General features: G+C 56.5%; 3 rRNA genes. All 3 read right to left on the reverse strand.

The window, feature by feature from the left end:
• Positions 1–8: 8 nt before the first annotated feature.
• A 5S ribosomal RNA gene (gene rrf, locus ACZ6SF_RS31905) occupies positions 9–125 on the reverse strand.
• A 117-nt stretch (positions 126–242) separates the two neighbouring features.
• Positions 243–3,373, reverse strand: a 23S ribosomal RNA gene (locus tag ACZ6SF_RS31910).
• 331 nt (positions 3,374–3,704) lie between these two features.
• Positions 3,705–5,221 (reverse strand): 16S ribosomal RNA (locus ACZ6SF_RS31915).
• The 16S, 23S and 5S rRNA genes sit together here, the layout of an rRNA operon.
• Between the last annotated feature and the right edge of the window lie 120 nt (positions 5,222–5,341).

Below are 5,341 nucleotides of genomic sequence, written 5' to 3' on the forward strand. Positions count from 1 at the left end.
AATGTATGTTCCGGCGGTGTCCTACTCTCCCACACCCTGTCGAGTGCAGTACCATCGGCGCTGGCAGGCTTAGCTTCCGGGTTCGGAATGGGACCGGGCGTTTCCCCGCCGCTATAACCGCCGTAACTCTATGAAACTATCCACAGAGAGCCACCTTCCCTCATCCGATACGGATGGTTCTGGTGTCTTCTGTATCTGTGTGTTGTTTCAGATACCGCACAGTGGACGCGTAGCAATCTTTGTTCAGTAAGCCCTCGGCCTATTAGTACCGGTCACCTCCACACATTACTGTGCTTCCAGTTCCGGCCTATCAACCCCATGGTCTGTAGGGGGCCTTAACCACTCGAAGGTGGTGGGAAACCTCATCTTGGAACAGGCTTCCCGCTTAGATGCTTTCAGCGGTTATCCCTTCCGAACGTAGCCAACCAGCCGTGCCCCTGGCGGGACAACTGGCACACCAGAGGTTCGTCCGTCCCGGTCCTCTCGTACTAGGGACAGCCTTCCTCAAGTTTCCAACGCGCGCGGCGGATAGAGACCGAACTGTCTCACGACGTTCTAAACCCAGCTCGCGTGCCGCTTTAATGGGCGAACAGCCCAACCCTTGGGACCTACTCCAGCCCCAGGATGCGACGAGCCGACATCGAGGTGCCAAACCATCCCGTCGATATGGACTCTTGGGGAAGATCAGCCTGTTATCCCCGGGGTACCTTTTATCCGTTGAGCGACACCGCTTCCACATGCCGGTGCCGGATCACTAGTCCCGACTTTCGTCCCTGCTCGACCTGTCAGTCTCACAGTCAAGCTCCCTTGTGCACTTGCACTCAACACCTGATTGCCAACCAGGCTGAGGGAACCTTTGGGCGCCTCCGTTACATTTTGGGAGGCAACCGCCCCAGTTAAACTACCCACCAGGCACTGTCCCTGAACCAGATCATGGTCCGAGGTTAGAGGTCCAATACGATCAGAGTGGTATTTCAACGACGACTCACCGAACACTGGCGTGCCCGTTTCACAGTCTCCCACCTATCCTACACAAACCGTACCGAACACCAATACCAAGCTATAGTGAAGGTCCCGGGGTCTTTTCGTCCTGCCGCGCGTAACGAGCATCTTTACTCGTAATGCAATTTCGCCGAGTCTGTGGTCGAGACAGCAGAGAAGTCGTTACGCCATTCGTGCAGGTCGGAACTTACCCGACAAGGAATTTCGCTACCTTAGGATGGTTATAGTTACCACCGCCGTTTACCGGGGCTTAAATTCTCAGCTTCGCGCCGAAGCGCTAACCGGTCCTCTTAACCTTCCGGCACCGGGCAGGCGTCAGTCCGTATACATCGTCTTACGACTTCGCACGGACCTGTGTTTTTAGTAAACAGTCGCTTCTCTCTGGTCTCTGCGGCCCAAACCAGCTCACGGCGTAAAGCCGGTCACCAGCTCGGGCCCCCCTTCTCCCGAAGTTACGGGGGCATTTTGCCGAGTTCCTTGACCACAGTTCTCTCGATCGCCTTAGTATTCTCTACCTGACCACCTGTGTCGGTTTGGGGTACGGGCCGTGTACCAACTCACTAGAGGCTTTTCTCGGCAGCATAGGATCACTGAATTCGCCTCAATCGGCTACGCATCACCTCTCAGGCTCAATGCTGTGCGGATTTGCCTACACAACGCCCTACAGGCTTACACCAGTACAACCACTGACTGGCCCAGCTACCTTCCTGCGTCACCCCATCGCTTGACTACTACACCCAGGGTCGTGCGCAGCCCCATCCGGCCTCCCGAAGGAGGTCCATCAGGTTTTGGGCACTTAGCACAGATGATTCGCCATTGGGCGCGGATACACGGGTACGGGAATATCAACCCGTTGTCCATCGACTACGCCTGTCGGCCTCGCCTTAGGTCCCGACTCACCCTGGGCGGATTAACCTGGCCCAGGAACCCTTGGTCATTCGGCGGACGAGTTTCTCACTCGTCTTTCGCTACTCATGCCTGCATTCTCACTCGCGCAGCCTCCACAACTAGGTCACCCCGCTGCTTCCCTGGCTACACGACGCTCCCCTACCCAGCCACACCACTGCACACACCCCCGTAGAGATGTGCGGATGTAATATGTGACTGCCGCGGCTTCGGCGGTGTACTTGAGCCCCGCTACATTGTCGGCGCAGGATCACTCGACCAGTGAGCTATTACGCACTCTTTCAAGGGTGGCTGCTTCTAAGCCAACCTCCTGGCTGTCTGCGCAATCCCACATCCTTTTCCACTTAGTACACGCTTAGGGGCCTTAGCCGGCGATCTGGGCTGTTTCCCTCTCGACTACGAAGCTTATCCCCCGCAGTCTCACTGCCGCGCTCTCACTCACCGGCATTCGGAGTTTGGCTGATTTCGGTAAGCTTGTGGGCCCCCTAGACCATCCAGTAGCTCTACCTCCGGTGAGAAACACGCGACGCTGCACCTAAATGCATTTCGGGGAGAACCAGCTATCACGGAGTTTGATTGGCCTTTCACCCCTACCCACAGCTCATCCCCTCAGTTTTCAACCTAAGTGGGTTCGGGCCTCCACGACGTCTTACCGTCGCTTCACCCTGGCCATGGGTAGATCACTCCGCTTCGGGTCTAGAACACGCGACTGAAACGCCCTATTCGGACTCGCTTTCGCTACGGCTACCCCACACGGGTTAACCTCGCCACATGCCACTAACTCGCAGGCTCATTCTTCAAAAGGCACGCCATCACCCACCCACCGAAGTGGCACAGGCTCTGACGGATTGTAAGCGCACGGTTTCAGGTACTATTTCACTCCCCTCCCGGGGTACTTTTCACCTTTCCCTCACGGTACTAGTCCGCTATCGGTCACCAGGGAGTATTCAGGCTTACCGGGTGGTCCCGGCAGATTCACAGCAGATTTCACGGGCCCGCTGCTACTCGGGCACTCACTACAACAGAGAACGTGTTTTCGCCTACCGGACTCTCACCGTCTACGGTTGGCCGTCCCAGACCAATTCGACTAACACGAACTTTTCTGACTGTTGCTTGTCACGGCAGTAACAAGAAAATGAGCCCCACTACCCCACACGTGCAACCCCTGCCGGGTATCACACACGCATGGTTTAGCCTCATCCGCTTTCGCTCGCCACTACTCACGGAATCACATGTTGTTTTCTCTTCCTGTGGGTACTGAGATGTTTCACTTCCCCACGTTCCCTCCACACCAGCTATATATTCACTGGCGGGTAACACGACATCACTCGTGCTGGGTTTCCCCATTCGGACACCCTCGGATCACAGCTCGGTTGACAGCTCCCCGAGGCTTATCGCAGCCTCCTACGTCCTTCATCGGCTCCTGGTGCCAAGGCATCCACCGTACGCTCTTAAAAACTTACAAAACAAAGATGCTCGCGTCCACTGTGCAGTTCTCAAACAACACACCCAGCCAGATCCGGATTCCGCACCAGCGGAGAACCTCTCAGCTCTCCCGGTATGAACGGGAACCCAGCCGGATCGTATTATCTTGCCTGGAAAGAACGCCTGTTCTTTCAGGACCCAACAGTGTGTTGATATATCCACCAGCACCGAGAACTCAAGCCTCGGCCGTACGTGATGGAGATTGTCAGCGTTCCACCCATGAGCAACCACCGAACCACATTCGAGTTCGTAATGGCCTCTGCCACAACCGGTACTCGACTCTTCGAGCCGGCATGGAGAATGCTCCTTAGAAAGGAGGTGATCCAGCCGCACCTTCCGGTACGGCTACCTTGTTACGACTTCGTCCCAATCGCCGATCCCACCTTCGACGGCTCCCTCCACAAGGGTTAGGCCACCGGCTTCGGGTGTTACCGACTTTCATGACGTGACGGGCGGTGTGTACAAGGCCCGGGAACGTATTCACCGCAGCGTTGCTGATCTGCGATTACTAGCGACTCCAACTTCACGGGGTCGAGTTGCAGACCCCGATCCGAACTGAGACCGGCTTTAAGGGATTCGCTCCACCTCACGGTATCGCAGCCCTCTGTACCGGCCATTGTAGCATGTGTGAAGCCCTGGACATAAGGGGCATGATGACTTGACGTCGTCCCCACCTTCCTCCGAGTTGACCCCGGCAGTCTCTCACGAGTCCCCGCCATTACGCGCTGGCAACATAAGATAAGGGTTGCGCTCGTTGCGGGACTTAACCCAACATCTCACGACACGAGCTGACGACAGCCATGCACCACCTGTACACCGACCACAAGGGGGCCTACATCTCTGCAGGTTTCCGGTGTATGTCAAACCCAGGTAAGGTTCTTCGCGTTGCATCGAATTAATCCACATGCTCCGCCGCTTGTGCGGGCCCCCGTCAATTCCTTTGAGTTTTAGCCTTGCGGCCGTACTCCCCAGGCGGGGTACTTAATGCGTTAGCTACGGCACGGATCCCGTGGAAGGAAACCCACACCTAGTACCCACCGTTTACGGCGTGGACTACCAGGGTATCTAATCCTGTTCGCTACCCACGCTTTCGCTTCTCAGCGTCAGTTACTTCCCAGAGACCCGCCTTCGCCACCGGTGTTCCTCCTGATATCTGCGCATTTCACCGCTACACCAGGAATTCCAGTCTCCCCTGAAGTACTCAAGCCTGCCCGTATCGACCGCAAGCTCGGGGTTGAGCCCCGAGTTTTCACGATCGACGCGACAAGCCGCCTACAAGCTCTTTACGCCCAGTAATTCCGGACAACGCTCGCACCCTACGTATTACCGCGGCTGCTGGCACGTAGTTGGCCGGTGCTTCTTATACTCCTACCGTCACTTTCGCTTCGTCGGAGTCGAAAGAGGTTTACAACCCGAAGGCCGTCATCCCTCACGCGGCGTCGCTGCATCAGGCTTCCGCCCATTGTGCAATATTCCCCACTGCTGCCTCCCGTAGGAGTCTGGGCCGTGTCTCAGTCCCAGTGTGGCCGGTCGCCCTCTCAGGCCGGCTACCCGTCGTCGCCTTGGTAGGCCATTACCCCACCAACAAGCTGATAGGCCGCGGGCTCATCTCGCACCGATAAATCTTTCCACCCTCGACCATGCAGTCGAAAGTCATATCCGGTATTAGACCCAGTTTCCCAGGCTTATCCCAGAGTGCGAGGCAGATCACCCACGTGTTACTCACCCGTTCGCCGCTCGTGTACCCCGAAGGGCCTTACCGCTCGACTTGCATGTGTTAAGCACGCCGCCAGCGTTCGTCCTGAGCCAGGATCAAACTCTCCGTTGAAGACTCACAATCACACCCCAAGGGGCGCAATCAAAAGTAAACACTAGAGTCCGAAAACCTAGCAAAACAATCGCCAGCTGGAATTTAGCTGACATAAATGTTCGGCCCTCCACACGGGGG

The organism is Nocardia sp. NPDC049935, from assembly GCF_055586645.1.